Raw genomic sequence first — 22,990 nt, 5'->3', positions numbered from 1 at the left:
CGAGACCCGATGGCACGGGAACAGCTGACCCTGACCGAGCTCGCTCGGGCGGGCTTTGTCGAGCTGCAAGAGGTGCGGGTCCGGCTGGCGGAAGTCGATGACCTGGGCGGTCCAGAACCGGCGGCGCTTCTCCCGATGCTCGCCAGAACGGCCAACCCGGATGCCGCCCTCGCGGCGCTCGTGTCGTTGCTTCGCCAGGCGCCGAACAAGGTGCGGGCCTTGTTGCAGGCCCCGGATCCGACCCAGCGGCTGCTGCGGGTCGTCGGGGCGTCGAGCGGTCTGACCGATTTCTTCCTGCGTCATCCGGAGGAGTTGACGGTTCTCGCCAAACCCGTCACGACCCTTCCCGCCCTTTCGGAACTGACGAAGGACCTGCTCGAGTCGGTCGGTGCCGTGGACGGTTTCTCCCGCCTCGTCGACGACGAGGGCTGGGTCGCCCTGCGGGTGCGCTACCGACGCCGTCTGGCGCAGCTGGCCGCCTTCGACCTCGAACAGGCCGACCCGGTCGCGGGCCTCGACGCCGTCGCCCGCACGCTCGCCGACCTGGCGGCCGCCGCGCTGGAGGCGTCCCTGGCCGTCGCCCGCAGTATGTCAACCGGTCTGGTCGCGGGCCGCGGCGTTTTCCCGGAGAACGAGGTGCGCGCCACCCGGCTCGCGGTGATCGGTATGGGCAAGGCGGGTGCCGGCGAACTCAACTACGTGAGCGACGTCGATGTGATCTTCGTCGCAGAGGGTGACCCGGACGCCGGACTCGACGCGCCGCGTGCGGTCGACATCGCCACCCGGCTCGCCATCCTGTTGATGCGGGGCCTGAATCAGCCGTCCGTCGAACCCGAACTCTGGGAGGTGGACCCGAATCTCCGCCCCGAGGGCAAGTCCGGCGCCCTCGTGCGCTCCCTCGAGTCCCACCTGGCCTACTACGAGCGCTGGGCGAAGAGTTGGGAGTTCCAGGCGCTGCTGAAAGCCAGGCCGCTGGCCGGCGACCTCGAGCTTGGCGCCCGGTATGTCGCGGCGGTGTCCCCGAAGGTGTGGACCAGCGCCAGTCGGGAGAATTTCGTCGAGTCTGTGCAGCGGATGCGCGAGCGCGTGACTCAGAACATCCCCGAGGACGAAGTGGCCGTGCAACTGAAGCTCGGCCCCGGCGGCCTCCGCGACATCGAGTTCACGGTGCAGCTGCTGCAGTTGGTGCACGGGCAGGCGGATCCGGCGGTTCGGCAGGCCGGTACCCTGCCGGCGCTGACCGCGCTGGCTGAGAGCGGCTACGTCGGGCGCGCCGAGGCGGCCGAGTTCGCAGAGGAGTACCGCATCCTGAGGCTGATGGAGCATCGCCTGCAGCTGGAGAAGCTTCGGCGAACCCACCTCGTGCCGCGGGACGAGTCGAGCCTGCGCGTCCTCGCCCGGGCGACCGGGCTCGCCCCGAATGCCGCCCAGCTGACCGTCCGTTGGCTGAACACCAAGCACCGGGTGCGCGGCCTGCACGAGCGCCTGTTCTACCGCCCCCTCCTGTCGGCGGTCGCCGCACTGCCGGCGGACGGACGGGGCCTCACCAGCGCCCAGGCGGAGGCCCGGTTGGCCGCGATCGGGTTCCGCAACACGAAGGGCGCCCTCGGCCACATTGCGGCTCTGACCGGCGGGGTGTCCCGGCGCGCGACGATCCAACGCAATCTGCTGCCGGTGTTGCTGCAGTGGTTCTCCGAGGGAGCCGACCCGGACTACGGGCTGCTCGCGTTCCGTCGGCTGAGTGACAGTCTCGGTACGACCTACTGGTTCCTGCGAATGCTCCGCGACTCGTCGGGGGCCGCCGAACGCCTCACCCGGGTGTTGTCCTCGTCCCGGTTCGTCGGCGAGCTCCTGGAGACCATTCCCGCGTCCGTGGCCTGGCTGGAAGACGAGGACGACCTGCGGCCGCGGAGTGCCGCCACCCTCCGGGAGGAGGCCCGCGCCGTGCTGGCCCGGCACGAGAGCCCGGATGCCGCCGCGTCGATCCTGCGCACGGCCAGACGCCGCGAGATGCTGCGGCTGGCGTTCTCGGCGGTGCTGGGGCAGGTCAGCATCGACGAGCTGGCCACGGGGCTCACCGATGTCACCGCCACCGTTATTCAGGGGGTGCTCGCCGCCATCCGTGGTACCACGCTCGACGGCGCCGAGGACGGCCAAGGCGCCGACGGGATCGAATTCGCCGTGATCGGGATGGGCAGGTTCGGCGGCTCGGAACTGGGGTTCGGTTCGGACGCCGACGTGATGTACGTCTTCCGCACGGGCGCCCTCACGGGCGAAGCAGCCCACGACCGGGCGAAATTCATCGTGAAGGAGCTGTCCCGGCTTACCGAGGACAACCGACTGCCTCTGGATCTGGACATCGGCCTGCGCCCTGAAGGGAAGAATGGTTCCGTCGCCAGATCCCTCGAATCCTACGAGGCCTATTATCGGCGTTGGTCGCTCACCTGGGAGGCGCAGGCGCTCCTGCGGGGAAGAGGAGTCGCCGGCGATGCCCGGCTCCTGACCGACTTCGAAGCCGTCGCCGACGCGGTGCGGTACCCACCGTCGATCAGCGGCCAGGCGATCCGTGAGGTCAAGCGGATCAAAGCCAGAGTCGAAAACGAACGGCTGCCGCAGGGCGCCGATCCCAACCGCCACCTCAAGTTGGGTCGTGGATCGTTGAGCGACGTGGAGTGGTTCGTGCAGCTGATGCAGCTGCAGTACGCGGCCGACATCCCGTCGCTGCGCACCTCGTCCACTCTCGGTGCGCTCCGCGCGGCCGTCGCTGCGGACCTGGTCAGCGAGCTGGACGCGGAAACGCTCACTGCCGCGTGGATCTTCGCGTCCCGTTGCCGATCAGCGATCACCCTCTGGACCAACAAGACCACGGATGTCCTCCCGACCGACCGCGCCGCACTCGAAGGCGTCGCCCGGGTGATGGAGTACCCTCCGGGATCCGCCAACACGCTCGAAGAGGACTACCTGTCGGTGACCCGGCGCGCCCGAGCGGTCTTCGAGCGGCTCTTCTACGGCCCGGTGGAACGGGCGGGACCGTTCGGCGGATAGCCCCGGCACCGTCGCCGGCAGCGACAAAACAAGAGGACCGCACCCCGACGGGGATGCGGTCCTGATGTGTGGATTACGGCTTAGACCCCGTAATAGAGCTCGAACTCGAACGGGTGCGGACGCTGCGCGAGCGGCTTGATTTCCATCTCGCGCTTGTAGTCGATCCAGGTCTCGATCAGTTCAGGAGTGAAGACGTTGCCGGCCAGCAGGAAGTCATGGTCGTTCTCGAGGGCCGTGAGGGCCTCGCCGAGCGACGCGGGAACCTGCGGGATGTTCTTGGCCTCTTCGGGCGGAAGCTCGTAGAGGTCCTTGTCGACCGGCTCGTGCGGTTCGATCCGGTTCTTGATCCCGTCGAGGCCGGCCATCAGCTGAGCGGCGAAGGCGAGGTACGGGTTGCCCGAGGCATCCGGAGCGCGGAATTCGATGCGCTTGGCCTTCGGGTTGGTGCCCGTGATCGGAATCCGGATGGAGGCCGAGCGGTTGCCGGCCGAGTAGACCAGGTTCACGGGGGCTTCGAAGCCGGGTACCAGCCGGTGGTACGAGTTGACGCTCGGGTTCGTGAACGCGAGCACGGCGGCGGCGTGCTTGAGCAGACCCCCGATGTACCAGCGGGCGACGTCGGACAGTCCGCCATAGCCGGCCTCATCGTAGAAGAGCGGCTTGCCGTCGGCCCACAACGACTGGTGCGTGTGCATGCCCGAGCCGTTGTCGCCGAAGAGCGGCTTCGGCATGAAGGTGGCAGTCTTTCCCCACTCGGCCGAGGTGTTCTTGACGATGTACTTGAACTTGAGAAGGTCGTCCGCCGCGTGGACCATGGTGTCGAAGCGGTAGTTGATCTCGCCCTGGCCGCCCGTGCCGACCTCGTGGTGACTGCGCTCGAGGATGAGTCCGGCGTCGATCAGCTTGAGGCAGATGTCGTCGCGCAGGTCGGCGTGCTGGTCGACCGGGCTGACCGGGAAGTAGCCGCCCTTGAACGGGGTCTTGTTGGCGAGGTTGCCGCCGACCTCTTCCTTGCCCGAGTTCCAGGCACCCTCGCTGGAGTCGACGGAGTAGAAGCTGGAGTGCTGGTTCACTTCGTAGCGAACGTCGTCGAAGATGTAGAATTCGGCCTCGGGCGCGAAGAACGCGGTGTCGGCGATCCCGGTCGAGGCGAGGTACTTCTCGGCCTTCTTGGCCACCTGACGCGGGTCCTTCGAGTAAATCTCGCCGTTCCGCGGGTTGTAAATGTCGAAGAGCATGATGAGCGTGCGCTCGGTGCGGAACGCGTCGATATAGGCCGTGGTGACGTCCGGAATCAGCTGCATGTCCGATTCGTGGATCGACGCAAAACCGCGGATCGACGAACCGTCAAACATCTGCCCGACCGTGAAGAACTCTTCATCGACCGTCGACGCGGGGATGTTGAAGTGCTGCTGCACACCCGGTAAATCGGTGAAACGGATGTCAAGGAACTTGACGTCGGTGTCCTTGATGAACTTGAGCACTTCTGACGAATCGCGGAACATGCGGTTTTTTCTCCAAACGACGTGGGCACAGAACTTATGAGTCGCGCACTGCGGCTCCCTTGAGGTTACTGGGGTGCCATTACCCGGCAGTGACGCTTATGTTTCACACATGTTACAGCGGGGCCCGCTCGGTAGACTCAAACCGTGTCTGCCGCAGCCTCGAACTCAACCACTTTTGGACAGCTTCCACCGAGTCGGTGGCCGGGGGAGCGCCTCGGCCTGCCGAACGAGGGCCCTCGGTCCGTGGGGCGCGTCGGCCGCCGAATCGGCGCCCTCGCGTTGGACTGGGCCCTGGCCTACGGGGCGGCGTCACTGTTCTTCAGCCCGGAGGGAGTGGTCAACGGCTTCGCCGTGACCGGGATTTTCGTGGGCCTGCAGATCGTGTTCATCCCGACGATCGGTGGAAGCATCGGCCACCGCCTGGTCGGACTCCGCGTCGTCCCGCTCCGGCCGGGCTGGGTCGGGGTGTGGCGCCCTGTCGTGCGTTCCGTGCTGCTCGGCCTGGCGGTCCCCGCGCTGGTCTGGGACTCGGACCAGCGCGGTTTTCACGACAAGGTCGCGGGAACGGTGCTCATCCGCGGCTGACCGGCGCGGGAAAACGGTTAGTTTCCGCGCTGCGGGCGTGCCTTCATCGGGTCGACGCCCTTGGGGATCGGCAGCTTCTTGGTCATGGAGTTCAAGCGGTTGTTCACGGCGAGCACCTCGGCCTTGGTCAGGGTGGGCTTGATCCGGGTAAGGCGTCTGGCCAGTTTGTGCAGCGGCACGGCATCAGCGTCGGGGCCGACGCTGATGATCGTGACGGCGATGCTTCCGCCGAGCCTGGTCACCATCCGACGCTCTTCTTCGAGCATGCGGGCCGTACGGGTGCGCGGACCTTCACTGATCAGTACGACGCCACCGCGACCGACCGCCCGGTACACGGCGTCCTGGGTCTTGCCGTTGACGGCGACGGGCATTTCACTGCCCACCCAGCCACGCTTCAGTGAGCCGCGCAGCACGGCGCCGACCGCGCCGGGTTGGCCCTCGATCTGGGAGTATGCGGCCTTTTCGGCCCGCCTGCCCAGAATGATGAGCATGGCGAGGATGCCGGCGAGCACACCCGAAATCGTCCACAACACGATGTTGAGGATGCTGCCGGGGGACAGAATGAGGGCCAGCCCCAGGGCGACGGCGACGGGAACCACGAAGCCGAGAACCATGAACAACACGATCTTCTTGTCGTAACGACGTGTCATCTGGAACACCTGCCACATTTGCTTCATGCGGCCGGGCTTCTTGGGGGGGCGGGGAGTCTTGTCCTTGCTGCGTGCCATGGTTCCAAGACTACCGAGTCACCCGAATGTCTCGTGACCGAATTTTGATCAGGTGACCGCCTGGGCGAACCCGAGAGAGGCATCCGCCAGGTGGCGCAGTTGCGGCGGAACCTCGCGACCGGTCGCCAGCATGGACTGGGCCCAGAGCCGGCCGGCCCGGTACGAGGACCGTACCAGCGGGCCGGAGAGCACACCGAGGAAACCGATGGCCTCGGCTTCCTCCTTGAGCTCGATGAATTCCTCCGGCTTCACCCAGCGGGCGACGGGGAGGTGACGCGCGCTCGGGCGCAGATACTGGGTGATCGTGATGATGTCGGTCCCGGCATCGTGCAGGTCTTGGAGCGCCTGACTCACCTCCGCCCGCTCCTCGCCCATACCCAGGATGAGGTTCGACTTCGTGATCAGTCCGGCGTTCCGGCCCTGCGTGAGTACGTCGAGGGACCGGTCGTAGCGGAATGCCGGCCGGATTCGCTTGAAAATGCGCGGGACGGTCTCCACGTTGTGGCCGAAGACCTCTGGCCGGGCGGAGAAGACCTCGCCGAGGTGGTCCGGGTTTCCGGAGAAGTCCGGGACCAGGATCTCGACTCCGGTTCCGGGGCTCTGCCGGTGGATCTGCCGGATGGTCTCGGCGTAGAGCCAGGATCCCTCGTCGGGCAGGTCGTCGCGGGCGACGCCGGTCACGGTGGCGTAGCGCAAATTCATTTTGATGACGGATTCCGCGACCCGGCGCGGCTCATCCGTGTCGTATTCGGCGGGTTTGCCGGTGTCGATCTGGCAGAAGTCGCAGCGCCGCGTGCACTGCGACCCTCCGATCAGGAATGTGGCCTCGCGGTCCTCCCAGCACTCGAAGATGTTGGGGCAGCCAGCCTCCTGGCACACGGTGTGCAGGTTCTCGCCCTTGACCAGGTTCTGAAGCTTGCGGTACTCGGGTCCCATCTTCGCGACCGTCTTGATCCAGGCGGGTTTGCGTTCGATAGGCGTTTCCATATTGCGGATTTCAAGGCGAAGCATCTTCCGCCCTTCGGGCGCCGCACTCATGCGAAGACCGCCCAGGCAGCCTCGAACTGGGCGGTGATGGACGGGATGAGATCGGCGGGGTTCACGTCGTGGCCCACCGAGCTCGAGATGGTGGTGACGCCGGCGTCCTTGATCCCGCAGGCGATGATGTGGTCGTAAGGCTCGAGCGAGTTGTTGCAGTTGAGGGCGAAGCCGTGCATGGTCACTCCCTCAGCGACGCGGATTCCGATGGCAGCGATTTTGTCCTCCCTGCCCTTCGGGCCGACCCAGACTCCGGAACGGCCGGGCACCCGGAAACCGTCGATGCCGAAGCCCCGGAGCGCGTCGATGAGGATCCCCTCGAGCAGGCGCACATAGCCGACGACGTCGACGGGCTCCCGTAGGCGCATGATCGGGTACCCGACCAGTTGACCGGGGCCGTGCCAGGTGATCTTCCCGCCGCGGTCCGCGTCGATGACGGGGGTTCCGTTGGTGGGCCGTTCTTCGGGAGCCGTGCGCTTCCCGGCGGTATACACGCTCGGATGTTCGAGGAAGATGACGGTGTCCGGCCTCTCCCCGGAGACGACGGAACGGTGGACTGCGCGTTGGAGCTCAAGGCCCTCAACATACGGCACGGAGTTGGCGCTTAGCCCCGCGACGACAAAGTCGAGCATGCTGCCATTCTAAGCCCCGGCATTCCTCCCCACGGGGATGCCGACCCGGTTGTCCCCGAACCGAGTGCGGGTCCCCCGGTAGGGGAACGGCGGGGCCAGCATTCCGGCATGAGTACCCGCGACCCACGCGCCCGCAACCCGGAGCCCCCGTCCCCGGTGCCCGGCGGCGGCCCGGCACTGATCGCCGGGTACCGGGTTCTGCGGCGCCTGGGATCCAGCGACCGGGCGGATCTGTATGTGGGCGTGGCGTCACCGTGGTCGACTCCGCCCGGGCGCGAGAGGCACGGGCAGGGGCCGGGTGACCACCCGGCCCCTGTTGTGCTCAAGGTCTTCCTGCCGGGAACGGAGAGCCTGTCGGTCGACAGGGAGGTCCGTGCCCTGACCACTCTGACGCCCGGCCGGCTGACCGCGCTCGTCGACGTCGGAACCCTGTCCGACGGTCGCACCTGCCTCGTCCTCGAACAGCTCACCGGCGGGGCGCTCTCTGGCTTCCTGGAGGGGCGCCGGCGCATCGGTCCGGGGGAGGCGGTCACGATCCTGGCACCGGTCGCGGCCGCACTCGCTGAGTTGCAGGCCATCGGGCTGATGCATGCTGCCGTGAACCTGTCGACGATTCTCTTCGACTCCAGCGGTCGCCCGGTCCTGACCGGGCTGGGGCAGCTCCGGCCGTTGCCGGACGCCGACGACGGGCGCCCCGAGGCGGTCGACGCGGTCGACGCGGCCCACGGCCGGCTCGCGCAGGTTGTCCGCGCGGTACTCGACCACGTTGACCCTGGTCTGCCGGCCCCGACCGCGCTCCGCGACCTGGAGCGCTGGTGCACGGTGCCGGCCGCTCGTTCAACGGTCCGAGCCCCGGGCGAACTCGAGCACCTCCTGTTCGCCTGGGCCGAGGCCGTACCGGTGCGGCTGGGTCAGACCCGCGCTGCAGGCCGCGGGCCTCAAGTCGGTGACTGGCTCAGGCGCCCTCCGCCTGACGATCCAGCCGGGCGGGAGCACGGGGAGGTGGATCGACTCGCCGCAGGGGAGTCCGGGGTCTGGCGGATGCTCGCGCGCCGGGTCTCCCGTTCGCGGGCGGCGGTTCATCGGCGATGGATAGGCATCCGGGACGGTGAGCTGAAGAAGGTGCGGGGCCGAGGATTCCGCGCCCGCGGTGGCCCGTTGCTTCTCGCGGCCGTCGTGGCCGTGGTGAGCACCGGACTCGCGGTGACGACCGTTAACCCCGGAATGTCCAAGCACGACGCGGGAGGGCGGCCCGCAGCCTCCACGGAGTCGGGCGACTCCTCCGGAGTCCCCTCGGACGACCCGGCAGAGCCGTCCGGGTCAGACACCGACGGCGCTGACCGAGCCGCGGTGCTCGGTGACGACCCCGCGGTTGCAGTCCCGGCGCTGCTGCGGATCCGAGCCCGATGCCTGCGCGAGGTCTCGGTGGTCTGCCTCGACGATGTGCACCAGTCGCAATCGGCCGCGCTGGCGGCCGACAGCCACACCCTGCGCCTGATGGAGCAGGGCGGTGTCGCACCCGAGCAGGAAGACCTCTGGTCGTGGGCCGCTGCTCTGGTGGAGCGCACGGGGGACGTCGCGCTGGTATCGCTCCAAGCTCCGGCCGCAGAACGACAGCCGGCCTCGGTCCTTGTGGTCAAGGGCGAGGCCGGCTGGCGAGTCAGAGATATTTTCGATTACTAGTCCGTGGTTCTCTCACGGACCACAGTGACTAGATTCCGAGGTTCGCCTCGAAAGCGCCGGCCTCGAGACGCTGCTTCATGGTGACGAGGAACCGTGAGGCATCCGCGCCGTCGATGATGCGGTGGTCGTAGGACAGGGCCAGGAACACGGTCGAGCGGATGGCGATTGCGTCGAGGCCGTCCTGGGTGACGACGAGGGGCTTCTTGTAGACGACACCGGTACCGAGGATGGCGCTCTGCGGCAGGAAGACGACGGGGGTGTCGAAGAGGGCGCCGCGCGAACCGGTGTTGGTCAGCGTGAACGTTCCCCCCGACAGTTCGTCGGGCTTGAGCTTGTTGTCGCGGGTGCGCTGGGCGAGGTCGGCGATCTGAGCGGCGAATCCGGCCAGATCGAGGTCGCCCGCATTGCGTACGACCGGGGTGAGCAGGCCGCGTTCGGTGTCGACCGCGATGCTGATGTTCTCCTGGCTCGGGTACACGATCGTGTCGCCGTCGATGGTGGCGTTGATGATCGGGTTGGCCTGAAGCGCCTCGGCGGCGGCGAGAGCGAAGAACGGCAGGAAGGACAGCTTGTTGCCCGTCTTGGCCTGGAAATCGGCCTTCACCTTGTCGCGCAGAATCGCGACCCGGGTGACGTCGACCTCGACCACGGTGGTCAGTTGAGCCGACGACTGCATCGAGATGACGGCGCGCTCGGCGACGACCTTGCGGAGACGCGACATGGGCTGGGTGGTCCCGCGCAGAGCGGAGACCTCCACGGCCGGAGAGACTGCGGCAGCCGTGTCCGAGGAAGCGCCGGCCTGAGCGAGCGCGATGTCTTCCTTGCGGATGCGCCCACCGACGCCGGTTCCGACCACGCGGGACAGGTCGACGCCGGCCTCGTTCGCGAGCTTGCGAACGATGGGGGTGACGTAACCGGATGTCCCCGCGTGCGATCCGCGGGCGACGGCCGGCTCCGCGGCCACGGGGGCGGCAACCGGTGCCGTGGCGGCGACGGGTGCTGCGACCGGCGTGGGGGCGGCGACGGGTGCTGCGACCGGCGTGGGGGCGAACACGGGTGCGGGAGCTTCCGCAACGTGTGCGGGTGCCGCGACGGGTGCGGGAGCTTCCGCGACGTGTGCGGGTGCCGCGACGGGTGCGGGAGCTTCCGCGACGGGTGCGGGAGCTTCCGCGACGGGCTCGGGGGCGGCCTCCGGTGCCGGCGCCTCGGTGGCCGGAGCGGCAGCGGCGGAACCGTCACCGATCGTGACCAGGGGCGTTCCGACCTCGACGGTCTCGTCCTCCTGGACCAGGATCGCTTCGATCACGCCGGCGACGGGGGACGGGATTTCTGTATCCACCTTGTCGGTCGATACTTCCAGCAGCGGCTCGTCGACTTCGACGCGGTCTCCCACGTTCTTCAGCCAGCGGGTGACCGTACCCTCGGTGACACTCTCACCGAGTGCCGGGAGGTTAACGGATTCGCTCATGCGGTTGTCTCCTTCAAAGCCATTTGTCTGTATTTAGAGTAGTGAGTGTCTGGATGCCGAGGTTCGGCTGCTACGCGTGCAGCGGCTTGCCGGCCAGAGCCAGGAAGGCCTCGCCGAGTGCCTCGTTCTGGGTGGGGTGCGCGTGCAGGAACGGGGCGATGTCCTCCGGGTACGCCTCCCAGTTCACCACCAGCTGCCCCTCGCCGATCAGCTCGCCGACGCGGGCGCCGATCATGTGGACGCCGAGGATGGGGCCGTCCTTGACCCGGACGAGTTTGATGGACCCGGCCGTGCCGAGGATGGAGCTCTTACCGTTTCCACCCAGGTTGTACTCGAAGGTCGAGATCTGGTCGGCGCCGAACTTCTCGGCCGCCTTGGCCTCCGAGTAGCCCACCGAAGCGATCTCCGGGTCGCAGTACGTGACCTTGGGGATGTTGAGGTCGTCGACGACGATGGGGTTCAGGCCGGCGATCTCTTCGGCGACGAAGATGCCCTGCTGGAAACCGCGGTGCGCGAGCTGCAGACCGGGGACGATGTCGCCCACGGCGAAGACGCCGGGGATGTTGGTCGCCAGGCGCTCGTCGGTCAGGACGAAGCCGCGGTCCATGGTGACGCCGACCTCTTCGAAGCCGAGACCGGCGGTCGACGGGCCACGCCCGACGGCGACGAGCAGGATCTCCGCTTCGATGACGGTGCCGTTCTCCAGGGTGACGACGACGCCGTTCTCGTGCTGCGTGACGCTCTGGAACCGCACGCCGAGCGAGTACTCGATGCCGCGTTTGCGGAAGGCGCGCTCCAACTGCTTGGAGATGGATTCTTCCTCGTTGGGCACCAGGTGGGGGAGGGCCTCGATGATGGTCACGTCGGCGCCGAAGGACTTCCAGACGCTCGCGAACTCGGCGCCGATGACGCCGCCGCCGAGCACAGCCACCTTCTGGGGCACGAACTCGAGCTCGAGCGCGTGCTCGCTGGTCATGACGCGGCCGCCGATGGCGAGCCCCGGCAGGGAGCGGGAGTAGGAACCTGTCGCGAGGACGATGTTCTTGCCCACGATGGTGTTTTCGCCGACCTGCACGGTGGTCGGCGAAGTCAGACGACCTTCGCCCTGGATCACGGTGATGCCGCGAGACTTGATCAGCCCCTGCAACCCCTTGAACTTCGACGCCACGATGCCCTTGCGGAACGCGTTCACGGCGGGCATGTCGATGCCCTCGAACTGCGTCTTGACACCGTATTTCGCGGCCTCGCGGCTGACATCGGCCACCTCGGCCGAGTGCAGGAGAGCCTTGGTCGGGATGCAACCGAGGTGCAGGCAGGTTCCCCCGAGCTTGTCCTTTTCGATCAGACCAACGGTGAGGCCAAGCTGAACGGCGCGCAATGCGGCCGCATAGCCGCCGCTTCCGCCACCGAGAACGACAAGGTCAAAATTCTGTTCCGACACCCAGATACTCCCTTATGCATCACGACCCGGTCTGCCCGGAGTGAGGATACGCATCCGGGCAGGCAAAGAGTGGGCGAGTTTTCTCGCCCACTCGACTGTACTACGGGCGCGAAAAGTCCTCGGCCAGTCGTAACAGTGTCCGAACCGCGATTCCGGTCGGTCCGGCGTTCGTGAAGCCCCACGCGCTGCCCGTGTTGTGGGCCGGACCGGCGATGTCCAGGTGCGCCCACGGGATCGTCTCGGCGGCGTCTCCGTCGCCGCGGGTCCCGATGAACTCCTGTAGGAAGACCCCGGCGAGCAGCATTCCGCCGTGGGCGCTGCCGATTTTCGCGTTGGCGATGTCGGCGACATCCGAGTTGAGCAGCGGGCGCAACTCGTCGGGGAGCGGCATCGGCCACACCAGCTCGCCCACCGATTTGCCGGCGGTGAGCACCCGGGCGACCAGGGCATCCTCACCCATGGCGGCGTAGTACCGGGTGCCGAGCGCGACGAGGGCGGCGCCGGTCAACGTGGCCACATCGACGATCGCGTCCGGGCCCTCTTCGCCGGCCGCGACGAGACCGTCGGCGAGAACCAGGCGACCCTCCGCGTCCGTGTTCAGCACCTCGACGGTACGGCCGCCGCGGATCCGCAACACGTCGTTCGGGCGGATGGCCGAGCCGGACGGCATGTTCTCCGCGATGCACAACCAGGCTGTGATGCGCACGTTGAGACCCAGGCGGGCTGCCGCCAGGGTCACGGCCAGCACGGTCGCGGCCCCGGTCATGTCGTATTTCATCCCGACCATGGAGGCCGGCGGCTTCAGGGACAATCCACCGGTGTCGAAGGTGATGCCCTTGCCGACGAGGGCGAGGTGCTGCGTCGCGCCTTCCGGGGTGTAACTGACCTTGACCAGGCGGGGAGGCCGGGTGGAACCCTGGCCGACGCCTGCTATCCCGCCGAAGCCGTCGGCGGCCAGTTCCTTCTCGTCCCAGACGCGCACGTCCACGGGCAGACCGGCGGACGCGTCCACCGCCTGGCGCGCGAGCGATTCGGGGTAGAGGTCGGAGGGGGGCATGTTGACCAGGTCCTTGACCAGGGTGACGGCCTCGGCGATGACGGCGACGCGGGCGGCAGCTCCGGCCGGTTCCGTGGCGGCGTGCACCGTGATCTCCTCCGCCGGCACCCTGGTCGAGGCGAGCGAGCTCTGCCGATAGGCCGTATAGGAGTACGCGCCGAGCGCGGCGCCCTCAAGGACCGCCTCCGCTTCGGCATCCGTGGTCGTGGGGAAGGCGAAGGCGACCGAGGTGACACCGGTCAACTGGCGAACGGCGGACCCGGCGGCGTGGCGCAGCGCGTCGACCGTGGCCTCCTTGCCGATTCCGACGACGGCGATGCTGCGCGCGCTGCCGAACGACGCGGGCAGGCGGACCACCTGATCGCGGCCGCCCGTGATGCCCAGGGGGGTCAGCTGGTCCGCGAGCCCGGCGAAGGCAGGGTGAGCGAACAAGGTGGCGGAGTCGCCGGACTGGAGCGCCCCGACAATGAGAACGTCCGCCTCCGATTCGAGGGCTGGTCCTGCGGATATGGTCAGACGAGGTGCGTTCATCCCCCGATCGTACGCTTCGAGTGTGTTCGCTCTCGGCATGACAGCGTGGCGGCCGATTCCCGCATGCCTCGGAAATTGGCGCTTACAGTTGATGTCATGCGGGATCCTGGTGACATTTACGAGTTGACTTCGGACGCGGAGAACGTCCCGGAGGGGCTCCACCTGGTCGCGGGTCTGACGGGCTTCGCGGATGCCGGTGGTGCGGTCGCGCAGTTCACGGAATACCTCCTGGAAACCCTCGACCACACGATCGTTGCGACCTTCGACGCTGACGCGCTGCTCGACTACCGGGCTCGCCGGCCGATCATCTATTTCGATCAGGACCATCTCACCGACTATCAGCCTCCCGCACTGCGGGTGTATCTGGCCCGGGATGAGATCGGCCAACCGTTCCTGCTGCTGGCCGGCTACGAGCCGGACTTCCGCTGGGAACAGTTCACCGCCGCGGTGCTGCAGCTGGAGCGGCGCTTCAAGGTGGCCTCGACGACCTGGGTGCACGCGATACCGATGCCGGTCCCGCACACCCGACCGATCGGCGTCACCGTCAGTGGAAACCGATCCGATCTGGTCGAGAGCATGTCGGTCTGGCGTCCGCACACCCAGGTCCCCGCCAACGCACTGCACCTGGTGGAATACCGGCTTCAGGAGAGTGGCGCCTCGGTCGTCGGGTTCGTGCTGCTCATTCCGCACTACCTCGCCGACACGGAATTCCCCCTCGCCGCGCTGGCGGCGCTGGACAGCACGAGCGCGTCCACCGGACTCATCTTCCCCACCGATCGAGTGCGCGAGCAGAATCGCGAATTCGTCACACGCATCGACGAACAGGTTCAGGACAACCCCGAGCTCGGAAAGCTGGTCGGCACGCTCGAGGAGCGCTATGACGCTTATATGGAGGGCAGCACGCTGCGCTCCCCGCTGACCGACGAGGCCGGCGAACTGCCCAGCGCCGACGAGATCGCCGCTGAGCTGGAGAACTTCCTCGCCACCCGGCGCAGTAGAGACGACGGCGCGCCGGCCTGATCCGCTGAACGGCCCGGGTGACCGGGCGACGGTGGCGCTCCGGCGCGGGTAAGTTTGAGGCAATGAACACGCGCCGATCCTGGTTGATCTTTTATATCGGATCGTTCGCGTACCTCTCGGCCGTCCTGCAGCGCTCTTCCCTCGGTATCGCGGGAGTCGCCGCCACCGAACGGTTCGGCGGTTCTGCCGCGCTGCTGTCCAGTCTGGCCGTCGTCCAGCTGGCGGTCTACGCTGCGGCTCAGATTCCGGTGGGCGTCCTGATCGACCGGTACGGGGCTCGCGTGCTGGTGATCAGTGGGACGGCGCTGATGGTCGTCGGCCAGATCACACTCGCCTTCGCCGCCGACATCTCGATCGCCGTACTCGGGCGCGTCCTCGTCGGGGCCGGCGACGCCGCAATCTTCATCTCGATGATTCGCCTCATCTCATCGTGGTTCACCGGACGCTTCGTCCCGCGGCTCTCGCAGTGGCTGGGGAACATCGGTCAACTCGGCCAAGTCCTGTCCGCCGTTCCGCTGGCCTGGGTGCTGCACACCTGGGGCTGGACGGCGACGTTCCTCTCCGCAGCGTCGGTCGCCGCGGTGGCGCTCGTCGTGGTCATCGTCGCTGTGAAAGACCAGCCGAACCGCGCATCCGTTGAGAACAGGACCACCAGCTGGCGGGCCGCACTTGTGCAGCTCAAGCACAGTTTCAAACGACCCGGTACCCAGTTGGGCTTCTGGTCGCATTACGTCACGCAGTCCTCCGGGACCGTCTTCACCCTTCTTTGGGGATTCCCCTTCATGGTGTACGGCCTCGGTTACGAACCGTCGCTCGCCGCGACGATGCTCATGGTCCTGGTGGGTTCCGGCATGGTCTGCGGGCCGATCCTCGGTATCCTGACGGCGCGATATCCGCTGCGCCGCAGCAATATCGTGCTGGGCGTCGTCGCCCTGATGGGAGCGGCCTGGGCCGCCGTGCTGTTATGGCCGCAGCAGCCTCCGTTCTGGCTGATGCTGGTGTTGCTCGTCGCGCTCGGAATCGGGGGACCCGGGTCGCTGATCGGGTTCGATTTCGCACGAACCTTCAATCCCCAGCGCAGCCACGGATCCGCGAACGGAGTCGTCAACGTCGGGGGCTTCACCGCCAGTTTCGTGATGGTCTACCTGATCGGGCTGTTGCTCGACCTGCAGGACGGCTGGCGGGTCGCCGGCGGAGAGGCAAGCGATCTGTACTCGCTTGACTCCTTCCGGGTGGCGTTCTCCGTGCAGTTCCTGGTCGTGGGACTCGGCGTGATATTCCTGCTGCACGCCAGGACCCGCACCCGCGCCCAGGTGTCCCGCGACGAGGGCGTGGAAGTCGCGCCGCTCTGGGTGGCCGTGGCGCGGGCCTGGCGCCGAAGGCAGCGCCCGGAATAGGTGCTCGCCTGGCTTGCCCCTTACACAAAGCATGCAATAATTGTCAATAGGGCCCTTTCTGGTTCTGGGAGCAGCGACAGTAATGCCGCTGCCAATCGCCCGGGACTTGACATGGGTCCTAGTACTGCCCAAAATCCACACTGCCCAGGCTCACCTCCCGCCAAACCCACTCGGTCGGAACCCGCCTGGCAGCGCCGCCGGCGCCCGCGCCACGGCATGAGAGGTGTTCCCATGGCAACCCGCAAAAAAGTCGAGCAGGCCGAAGAGCCCATCGTCAACACCGCTGAGGCTCCAGCGTCGGTTACGCCCGCGCCCAAGGCCGCAGCGACGAAGCCGGTGACCAAGGCCGTCGCGGCCAAGAAACCCGTCACCAAGGCCGCTGCGGCCAAGGTTGCTGCGGCAGCCGCTGCCGCAGCAAACGGTGAAGAGAAGCCCGCCCCGCGCAAGCGGGCGGCCAGCACGAAGGCGAAGGCCAAGCCGGCATCGGTCGAGCACGATGAGGCCGCACACGGCGACGACACTGATGTCGACGACGACTCCGAAGAGGCCAAGAAGAAGCGCGCGGCGTCCGCCGAGGCACTCCCGAGCGGTGCACTGGTGCTGTCCCTGGTCGACGACGAGGACGAGGTACCGGTCTACTCCAGCGCGATCACCGGTGCGACGGCCGACCCTGTCAAGGACTACCTGAAGCAGATCGGCAAGGTTGCCCTGCTGAACGCCGCCGAAGAGGTCGAACTTGCAATGCGAATCGAAGCCGGGCTCTTCGCCGAGGACAAGATGTCCCAGATGACCGACGCCGAGAAGAAGAGCGCCCTCGGCCGCGAGTTGATGTGGGTCGCCAAGGACGGCGCTCGTGCCAAGAGCCACCTCCTCGGCGCGAACCTCCGCCTCGTCGTCTCTCTCGCCAAGCGCTACACGGGTCGCGGCATGCAATTCCTCGACCTGATCCAGGAAGGAAACCTGGGCCTCATTCGGGCCGTCGAGAAATTCGACTACACCAAGGGGTTCAAGTTTTCCACCTACGCCACCTGGTGGATCCGTCAGGCGATCACGCGTGCGATGGCCGACCAGGCCCGCACGATCCGCATCCCGGTGCACATGGTCGAGGTCATCAACAAGCTTGCACGCGTGCAGCGCCAAATGTTGCAGGACCTCGGCCGGGAGCCCACGCCGGAAGAACTGAGCCGCGAACTGGACATGACCCCGGAGAAGGTCGTCGAGGTGCAGAAGTACGGTCGCGAACCCATCTCCCTGCACACTCCGCTCGGCGAGGACGGCGACAGCGAATTCGGCGACCTGATCGAGGACACGGAAGCGGTCGTCCCGGCCGATGCTGTCGGGTTCACGATGCTGCAGAAGCAACTGGAGAGCCTCCTCGACTCGCTCTCCGAGCGCGAGGCCGGCGTGATCCGCATGCGCTTCGGCCTCGGGGACGGCATGCCGAAGACGCTCGATCAGATCGGTGACACGTTCGGGGTGACGCGTGAACGCATCCGTCAGATCGAGTCCAAGACCATGGCCAAGCTGCGTCACCCCTCCCGGTCGCAGTCCCTACGCGACTACCTCGAGTAGAGGGCGTTTTGCGCTACGCACCGGCGATTCTCATTGGACGAGTCGTACGGAGACTGGCCCGTTGGCGGAAACCGGGCGGTGGATCCGCGATCCCCGGTCTCGTGGTCAACAGGATCGCACCCGGTTTCCTCCCACGGACCCTCAACAGCTTTCCCGGCGGGCTGATCATCGTCACCGGGTCGAGCGGCAAATCAACCACGACCAAGATGTTGGTCGCGGCGCTCCGCGCCCATGGCACGGTCGTCTTCACCAACCAGTCCACGGCGAACATCAGCCAGGGGCTGACCTCCGCTCTGCTCGAACGGGCCAGCTTGAGCGGTCACATTGCGGGTGACATCGCCGTGCTGGAGATGGACGAGGGCCACGGAGCCCTGATCGCCGGTTCGTTGACACCGCGCGTTGTTGCGTTGACAAACGTCATGGTCGACCAGATCGACCGATTCCATGACTCGGACATGGTCGCGACCATGCTCGCGAAGATCGCGGCCAGAGCCACCGGGACCGTCGTGATCAACGCGGACGACCAGTATCTGACCGACCTCGCCGCGCGCCTCGACGGCGCCGCGGCGGTCGCCCGTTACGGAGTGTCGGCCGAGGTGCTTACCGCCAATCCACGGGGTCTGGGCTACAGCGCGACCACCGCCACCAGGCTGGGCTCGCGGGACGGGATGGTCCTCACCTCGGTGCAGGGCCGCCGTGCCACCGTGAGTATCGGGGGAGTGGAATACCCGTTGGGGTTGCCCGCCCGCGGCACGCACTACGCCGTCGACGCGCTGACCGCGCTGTGCACGGCGTCGGCCGCCCTCGGTGGCCGCTTCGATCCGGCGCTGGCCATCGACGCCATCTCGACCATTCCACCGGTCTTCGGCCGTGGTGAGATCGTCACGGTACGTGGTCAACAGGTGGAATTCGTCCTGGTGCAGAACCCGGCCAGTTTCCAGCTAAACGTCGACAGCCTCGAACCGGGCACCGAGCAGATTCTCGTCGCCATCGGGTCCGACGTTCGTGACCCGTCCTACTTCTGGCCCGTCAACACCTCGGGGCTGGGCAGGGTCCGCATCGCATCCGGTTCCAAGGCCCATGACATCGCCCTCCAACTGGCGTACGACGACGTTGTCGTCGACCGTATCGAGCCGGACCTGGGTCTGGCCCTGGATGATTTCCTGGCCCTGCCCGAACCACTGGCGGGTTTGAAGACGATCATCTTCTCCGCGGACTCCATGCGACGCACCCGGGCACACCTGGGACTTGCAACCAACAAGGAGGAGCAGGAATGAGCCGTCCGCTCACGATCGTGTCGCTGCTGCCCGAGCTCCTCGGCACCAACGGCGATGCTGCCAACGCCCGCGTTCTGGCCCAGCGAGCCCGCTGGGCCGGGGCACCCGCCACGGTGGTCGAGGTCCGGTCCGCGGAGGATCTGCCGGACCAGGTCGACGCCGTCGTCGTCGGATCGGGCTCCGACTCCGACCTGATGCGCGCCCGGGACATCCTGGCGACGATGACCACGGAGCTGCGCACCTGGGCCACCGCGGGGGTGCCCATTCTCCTGGTCGGAACCGGCTGGGAACTTCTGAGCTGGGGAATCGAACTCGCCGACGGAGGCGTCATCGAGGGACTGGGCATTGTTGCCGGTCGCGCCGTTCCAATGCCGTCCCGCGCCACGGATGACATTGTGGTCACCAGCCGGCACGGCCGTCTGATCGGCTTCGAGAACCACTCGCGCAGCTATGTCGGTGCCGAAGCGTCACCGCTCGGCCCGGTGGTCTCCGGGACAGGCAATGGCGCCGGCACGGAAGGACTTGTCATGGGCAGCCTCATCGGAACCCACCTGCACGGGCCTGTGCTCGCCCGGAACCCCGGCCTGGCCGACCACCTGCTGCGCGCTGCCCTGGCCCGCGACGGACACAAGTATCATCCCGGCCAACGATCGCTGGCCGCCGACGAGATGGCAAAAGCCGCACGCAATCAGATTGCCGTGCGGCTTGGACTTCCCACGGAATAACGGCTCCGCAACCCGCAAGTGCGCAGAACAGCCGGAACTGCCCTGCGCCCTGCCGGATCCTCTAGGAGCGCTGGTCCTCGAGGAGGCGGCTCGACTCATCGTGCCAGCTCTCCGCGATGGCGGCGAGCTTCTCCTGGTGCTTACGACCGTGGTGCGCGCAGAACAACAGTTCGCTGTTGTTCACGACAACACGAATGTATGCCTGAGCTCCACAAGCATCGCAGCGATCCGCCGCGGTGAGCTGGTGCGGAGCCTTCTCTTGGTCGATGGCACCATTTTCGGTTGCGATCTGGGACATGGTTTCCTCCTCCAGACTGATACCAACTGATACCAATTTAACCTGTGCTCAATGAAAACACGGTCCGGCCCGGTTATCGAGTCGGTTGGCCGATATTTCGCTCACCGCGTAGCGCGCGGCGATCGGGTGTTGATGAGTGGGGGAGGGCGATGGTTCGGTATTCTTGACCGTTGTGAGTTCCTCTGATTATTCTGCCCGCCACCTGTCTGTCCTCGAAGGGCTGGAAGCGGTTCGCAAACGCCCGGGCATGTACATCGGATCCACCGATTCGCGGGGGCTTATGCACTGCCTCTGGGAGATCATCGACAACTCGGTCGATGAGGCGCTGAGTGGCTTCGGCAACAGCATCGACATTGTGCTCCATTCGGACGAGAGCGTCGAAGTGCGCGACACGGCACGGGGCGTTCCGGTCGACATCGAGCCGAAGACGGGCCTGACCGGCGTGGAGGTCGTCTTCACCAAACTGCACGCCGGCGGCAAGTTCGGCAGCGGATCGTATGCCGCGTCCGGCGGCCTGCACGGTGTGGGCGCATCCGTCGTCAATGCCCTATCCGAGCGTCTTGACGTCGAGGTCGATCGAGACGGCAAGACCTGGGCCATGTCCTTCCACCGTGGCGAACCAGGGATCTTCGCAGACTCGGGGGACAAGAGCCCCGACGCGCCCTTCACACCGTTCGAAAACCAGAGCGAGCTCCGGGTCATCGGCAAGGTCAAACGCGGAGTGACAGGCACGCGGGTACGGTACTGGGCCGACCGCCAGATTTTCACGAAGGGGGCCGCCTTCCAGACCGAAGAACTGCTCGAACGTGCGCGCCAGACGGCCTTCCTCGTCCCGGGCCTGGCGATTGAAATCGCGGACCAGCGCACAGACGTGCACATTCAGGAGTCCTTCAGGTTCGAGGGCGGGATCTCGGAGTTCGTCGACCATCTCGCCACGGACAGCCCGATCACCGACACTTGGCGGCTGACCGGCAACGGCACTTTCCGGGAGACTGTCCCGGTCCTGACCCCCACGGGCGCGATGGTTCCCACCGAGCTGGTCCGTGACTGCGCCGTGGACATCGCCCTGCGCTGGGGGACAGGCTACGACACCGTCGTCCGCAGCTTCGTGAACATCATCGCGACGCCGAAGGGCGGAACGCACCAGGCCGGGTTCGACGCGGGGCTGCTCAAGTTCCTGCGTGCCCAGGTCGAGCTGAACGCCCGGCGACTCAAGATGGGGTCCGACAAGCTGGAAAAGGACGATGTGATGGCCGGCCTCACCGCCGTGCTCACCGTTCGGCTCCCTGAGCCGCAATTCGAGGGGCAGACCAAAGAGGTGCTCGGCACCCCGGCGGTCCGCGCCATCGTGGCCACGGTCGTCGCCCAGGCCATGAACGAGCGTTTTGTGTCGACGAAACGCGACGACAAGACGCAGGCGGCCGTCGTGCTGGACAAGATCGTGGCCGAGATGAAATCACGAATCTCGGCTCGCGCCCACAAAGAAACCCAGCGCAGGAAGAACGCGTTGGAGAGTTCGTCCCTGCCAGCCAAACTGGTCGACTGCCGCAGCAACGACGTCTCGACCAGCGAACTCTTCATCGTCGAAGGAGATTCCGCGCTGGGCACGGCGAAGCTCGCGCGGAACAGTGAACACCAGGCGCTGCTCCCCATTCGCGGCAAGATCCTGAACGTGCAGAAGGCATCCGTGTCCGACATGCTGTCGAATGTCGAGTGCGCGTCGATCATCCAGGTGATCGGTGCCGGTTCCGGCCGGAGTTTCGACCTGTCAGCCGCGCGCTACGGCAAGGTCATCATCATGAGCGACGCGGATGTCGACGGCGCCCACATCCGCACGCTGTTGCTCACCCTGTTCTTCCGGTACATGCGCCCGATGATCACGGAGGGACGTGTTTTCGCAGCGGTTCCACCCCTCCACCGGGTTGTGGTGATGAACCCCGGTACAAAGCCCAACGAGACCATCTACACCTACTCGGAGGTGGAGTTGCAGGCCGTACTCGCCGGTCTCAAGAAGAGCGGCAAGCGCTACCAGGATCCGATCCAGCGCTATAAGGGCCTCGGCGAAATGGATGCCGACCAACTCGCGACGACGACGATGGAGCGGGCGCACCGCACGCTGCGGCGCGTTCGGGTCGCCGACGCGGAGATGGCCGGAAAAGTTTTCGAACTCCTGATGGGCAACGACGTCGCTCCACGCAAGGAATTCATCATCGAGAGCTCGGACAAGCTGAGCCGCGACCGGATCGACGTGTGACGACCGGTCGGGCTACGGGTGGAACGACGTACTCGCCAGGTCGCGTTCTCCGTTGACGATGGCGTCGACGACGCGCTGGGCGACGGCGGCTGGAGAGTAGCCGGTCGGCAGTCGCGGGGCGGTTCCGGATATCGGGTGAGTGGAGAGATCCGTCTCGGTGTGGCCGGGACGGGCGTCCAGGATACGGATGCCGCTCCGTCGCAGTTCCCGGCCGGCTGCCTGTCCGAAAGCCGCGAGGGCGGCCTTCGACGCTGAGTATGCCGCGAGGTTGGCGGTGGGGCTCTCGCTGACGACCCCGCTGAGCGTGACGACGAAGGGGGCTCGGCCCTGTTCGGCTGATTCGGCCAGCGCGGCACGGGCTGCCCGCAGCAGGCGAATCGGTGCCAACGTGTTCAGCGCGAACAACTCGGTGAGCGTCTCGTCGCTCACCTCGACCGCCGGTCCGAACGCGACGACACCGGAGGCGTTGACGATGCCGTCGAGCCGTCCGTTCAGGCTGACCGCCTCGGCGACGAGGGCCGTGATCGCGTCCGGATCGGTGAGATCGGCAGCCACAGCGGCTCCGGGGATGGCGAGCGCCTCAAGCTTCGCCGGGTCCCGTCCGCTCAGGATGAGTCGAGCGCCACCGGCAGCGAGGAGCCGGGCGATTTCGCTTCCCAGACCTCCTGATGCGCCGAGGACGAGGATGGAGGAACCTTCGAGGCTTGTCATCTCGCTACCATAACGCACCATCC

The 22,990-nt window shown here is 66.8% G+C and carries 18 protein-coding genes; 9 read left to right on the top strand and 9 right to left on the bottom strand.

Going from position 1 to position 22,990, the window contains the following annotated elements; genetic code table 11:
• Positions 1-9: 9 nt before the first annotated feature.
• Positions 10-3,045, top strand: a complete 3,036-nt coding sequence (locus tag E3T23_RS09950) for a bifunctional [glutamine synthetase] adenylyltransferase/[glutamine synthetase]-adenylyl-L-tyrosine phosphorylase (protein ID WP_134370214.1) — start codon at positions 10-12, stop codon at positions 3,043-3,045.
• 80 nt (positions 3,046-3,125) lie between these two features.
• Here E3T23_RS09950 and glnA read toward each other — a convergent pair whose 3' ends face one another.
• The gene (glnA, locus tag E3T23_RS09945) at positions 3,126-4,550 is read right to left on the bottom strand and encodes a type I glutamate--ammonia ligase (RefSeq protein ID WP_134363786.1); all 1,425 of its coding nucleotides are present in this window, start codon (positions 4,548-4,550) and stop codon (positions 3,126-3,128) included.
• A gap of 144 nt (positions 4,551-4,694) precedes the next feature.
• On the opposite strand from glnA, the gene E3T23_RS09940 reads away from it, so the two are divergent.
• Positions 4,695-5,135: an RDD family protein gene (locus E3T23_RS09940; RefSeq protein WP_134370213.1), complete on the top strand. Its 441-nt coding sequence runs from the start codon at positions 4,695-4,697 to the stop codon at positions 5,133-5,135.
• 17 nt (positions 5,136-5,152) lie between these two features.
• On the opposite strand, the gene E3T23_RS09935 is transcribed toward E3T23_RS09940, so the two are convergent.
• From E3T23_RS09935 to lipB, 3 genes are read right to left on the bottom strand one after another with little or no spacing between them, the layout of a single operon-like run.
• Positions 5,153-5,863: a DUF4191 domain-containing protein gene (locus tag E3T23_RS09935; protein ID WP_134370212.1), complete on the bottom strand. Its 711-nt coding sequence runs from the start codon at positions 5,861-5,863 to the stop codon at positions 5,153-5,155.
• A 48-nt stretch (positions 5,864-5,911) separates the two neighbouring features.
• A complete protein-coding gene (gene lipA, locus E3T23_RS09930) occupies positions 5,912-6,901 on the bottom strand; it encodes a lipoyl synthase (RefSeq protein WP_134370211.1) in 990 nt (329 codons plus the stop codon).
• Positions 6,898-7,533 (bottom strand): lipoyl(octanoyl) transferase LipB, encoded by a 636-nt coding sequence (gene lipB, locus E3T23_RS09925; protein WP_134370210.1) that lies wholly within the window; start codon positions 7,531-7,533, stop codon positions 6,898-6,900. Before lipB ends, lipA begins: the two co-directional genes overlap by 4 nt.
• 108 nt (positions 7,534-7,641) lie before the next feature.
• On the opposite strand from lipB, the gene E3T23_RS09920 reads away from it, so the two are divergent.
• Positions 7,642-9,216 carry a serine/threonine-protein kinase gene (locus tag E3T23_RS09920; RefSeq protein WP_134370209.1) on the top strand — a complete coding sequence of 525 codons (1,575 nt, stop codon included), beginning with the start codon at positions 7,642-7,644 and terminating at the stop codon, positions 9,214-9,216.
• A gap of 28 nt (positions 9,217-9,244) precedes the next feature.
• On the opposite strand, the gene E3T23_RS09915 is transcribed toward E3T23_RS09920, so the two are convergent.
• The 3 genes from E3T23_RS09915 to E3T23_RS09905 all read right to left on the bottom strand — a co-directional run bounded on the left by E3T23_RS09915 (position 9,245) and on the right by E3T23_RS09905 (position 13,713).
• Positions 9,245-10,684, bottom strand: a complete 1,440-nt coding sequence (locus tag E3T23_RS09915; protein WP_134370208.1) for a 2-oxo acid dehydrogenase subunit E2 — start codon at positions 10,682-10,684, stop codon at positions 9,245-9,247.
• Positions 10,685-10,754: 70 nt separating this feature from the next.
• A complete protein-coding gene (lpdA, locus tag E3T23_RS09910) occupies positions 10,755-12,125 on the bottom strand; it encodes a dihydrolipoyl dehydrogenase (RefSeq protein WP_134370207.1) in 1,371 nt (456 codons plus the stop codon).
• Between the two features lie 100 nt (positions 12,126-12,225).
• Positions 12,226-13,713 carry a leucyl aminopeptidase gene (locus E3T23_RS09905; protein WP_134370206.1) on the bottom strand — a complete coding sequence of 496 codons (1,488 nt, stop codon included), beginning with the start codon at positions 13,711-13,713 and terminating at the stop codon, positions 12,226-12,228.
• A gap of 96 nt (positions 13,714-13,809) precedes the next feature.
• Here E3T23_RS09905 and E3T23_RS09900 point away from each other — a divergent pair, with 96 nt between their 5' ends.
• The 5 genes from E3T23_RS09900 to E3T23_RS09880 all read left to right on the top strand — a co-directional run bounded on the left by E3T23_RS09900 (position 13,810) and on the right by E3T23_RS09880 (position 19,704).
• Positions 13,810-14,733 (top strand): proteasome assembly chaperone family protein, encoded by a 924-nt coding sequence (locus E3T23_RS09900; protein ID WP_134370205.1) that lies wholly within the window; start codon positions 13,810-13,812, stop codon positions 14,731-14,733.
• A 62-nt stretch (positions 14,734-14,795) separates the two neighbouring features.
• Complete coding sequence (locus E3T23_RS09895) at positions 14,796-16,130, top strand: MFS transporter (RefSeq protein WP_134370204.1); 1,335 nt, start codon at positions 14,796-14,798, stop codon at positions 16,128-16,130.
• A gap of 231 nt (positions 16,131-16,361) precedes the next feature.
• Positions 16,362-17,702: an RNA polymerase sigma factor gene (locus E3T23_RS09890; protein WP_134370203.1), complete on the top strand. Its 1,341-nt coding sequence runs from the start codon at positions 16,362-16,364 to the stop codon at positions 17,700-17,702.
• A gap of 101 nt (positions 17,703-17,803) precedes the next feature.
• Positions 17,804-18,979: a MurT ligase domain-containing protein gene (locus tag E3T23_RS09885; RefSeq protein ID WP_134370202.1), complete on the top strand. Its 1,176-nt coding sequence runs from the start codon at positions 17,804-17,806 to the stop codon at positions 18,977-18,979.
• Positions 18,976-19,704 (top strand): type 1 glutamine amidotransferase, encoded by a 729-nt coding sequence (locus tag E3T23_RS09880; protein ID WP_134370201.1) that lies wholly within the window; start codon positions 18,976-18,978, stop codon positions 19,702-19,704. Before E3T23_RS09885 ends, E3T23_RS09880 begins: the two co-directional genes overlap by 4 nt.
• A gap of 61 nt (positions 19,705-19,765) precedes the next feature.
• On the opposite strand, the gene E3T23_RS09875 is transcribed toward E3T23_RS09880, so the two are convergent.
• Positions 19,766-20,002, bottom strand: a complete 237-nt coding sequence (locus E3T23_RS09875; protein ID WP_134363773.1) for a DUF7455 domain-containing protein — start codon at positions 20,000-20,002, stop codon at positions 19,766-19,768.
• Between the two features lie 172 nt (positions 20,003-20,174).
• Here E3T23_RS09875 and E3T23_RS09870 point away from each other — a divergent pair, with 172 nt between their 5' ends.
• Positions 20,175-22,256: a DNA gyrase/topoisomerase IV subunit B gene (locus tag E3T23_RS09870; RefSeq protein WP_134370200.1), complete on the top strand. Its 2,082-nt coding sequence runs from the start codon at positions 20,175-20,177 to the stop codon at positions 22,254-22,256.
• 12 nt (positions 22,257-22,268) lie between these two features.
• Here the strand turns inward: E3T23_RS09870 and E3T23_RS09865 are convergent, their stop codons facing one another.
• Positions 22,269-22,967, bottom strand: a complete 699-nt coding sequence (locus tag E3T23_RS09865; RefSeq protein ID WP_134370199.1) for an SDR family NAD(P)-dependent oxidoreductase — start codon at positions 22,965-22,967, stop codon at positions 22,269-22,271.
• Between the last annotated feature and the right edge of the window lie 23 nt (positions 22,968-22,990).

Origin of the sequence: Cryobacterium cheniae, assembly GCF_004403395.1 — a bacterium.
In the GTDB taxonomy this organism is placed as follows: domain Bacteria; phylum Actinomycetota; class Actinomycetes; order Actinomycetales; family Microbacteriaceae; genus Cryobacterium; species Cryobacterium cheniae.
This window is presented reverse-complemented; position numbering and strand designations above follow the sequence as displayed.